Source organism: Streptomyces sp. NPDC088116 (assembly GCF_044741745.1).
GTDB lineage: Bacteria > Actinomycetota > Actinomycetes > Streptomycetales > Streptomycetaceae > Streptomyces.
Genome location: NZ_JBIUTF010000022.1, coordinates 1294 through 2786 on the forward strand (window position 1 = coordinate 1294; position 1493 = coordinate 2786).

The 1493-nt window shown below is 56.5% G+C and carries 1 rRNA gene (running past both ends of the window); it reads right to left on the reverse strand.

Going from position 1 to position 1493, the window contains the following annotated elements:
• Positions 1-1493, reverse strand: a 23S ribosomal RNA gene (locus ACIOJD_RS34500) (it extends past both window edges: 1272 nt to the left, 418 nt to the right).

Below are 1493 nucleotides of genomic sequence, written 5' to 3' on the forward strand. Positions count from 1 at the left end.
TGATCACCTAGTGTGGCCCCCCTTCTCCCGAAGTTACGGGGGCATTTTGCCGAGTTCCTTAACCATAGTTCACCCGAACGCCTCGGTATTCTCTACCTGACCACCTGAGTCGGTTTAGGGTACGGGCCGCCATGAAACTCGCTAGAGGCTTTTCTCGACAGCATAGGATCATCCACTTCACCACAATCGGCTCGGCATCAGGTCTCAGACACAAGTTGCACGGATTTACCTGCACAACGTCCTACACCCTTACCCCGGGACAACCACCGCCCGGGATGGACTACCTTCCTGCGTCACCCCATCACTTACCTACTACAGATCTGGTCCGACGGCTCCACCACTCCCCTTCACCCGAAGGATCCAGGACGGCTTCACGGTCTTAGCATCGTCTGATTCGATACTGGGCGTTTCAAAGCGGGTACCGGAATATCAACCGGTTGTCCATCGACTACGCCTGTCGGCCTCGCCTTAGGTCCCGACTTACCCTGGGCAGATCAGCTTGACCCAGGAACCCTTAGTCAATCGGCGCACACGTTTCCCACGTGTGTATCGCTACTCATGCCTGCATTCTCACTCGTGAACCGTCCACAACTAGCTTCCGCTGCTGCTTCACCCGGCACACGACGCTCCCCTACCCATCACAGTCCCCGTTGGGGGTATGTACTGCAATGACACGACTTCGGCGGTACGCTTGAGCCCCGCTACATTGTCGGCGCGGAATCACTTGACCAGTGAGCTATTACGCACTCTTTCAAGGATGGCTGCTTCTAAGCCAACCTCCTGGTTGTCTCTGCGACTCCACATCCTTTCCCACTTAGCGTACGCTTAGGGGCCTTAGTCGATGCTCTGGGCTGTTTCCCTCTCGACCATGGAGCTTATCCCCCACAGTCTCACTGCCGCGCTCTCACTTACCGGCATTCGGAGTTTGGCTAAGGTCAGTAACCCGGTAGGGCCCATCGCCTATCCAGTGCTCTACCTCCGGCAAGAAACACACGACGCTGCACCTAAATGCATTTCGGGGAGAACCAGCTATAACGGAGTTTGATTGGCCTTTCACCCCTAACCACAGGTCATCCCCCAGGTTTTCAACCCTGGTGGGTTCGGTCCTCCACGAAGTCTTACCTCCGCTTCAACCTGCCCATGGCTAGATCACTCCGCTTCGGGTCTTGAGCGCGCTACTATACCGCCCTATTCGGACTCGCTTTCGCTACGGCTTCCCCACACGGGTTAACCTCGCAACACACCGCAAACTCGCAGGCTCATTCTTCAAAAGGCACGCAGTCACGACTGACAGCACAAGTGCTGCCAGCGACGCTCCCACGGCTTGTAGGCACACGGTTTCAGGTACTATTTCACTCCGCTCCCGCGGTACTTTTCACCATTCCCTCACGGTACTATCCGCTATCGGTCACCAGGGAATATTTAGGCTTAGCGGGTGGTCCCGCCAGATTCACACGGGATTTCTCGGGCCCCGTGCTACTTGGGTGTCGCAC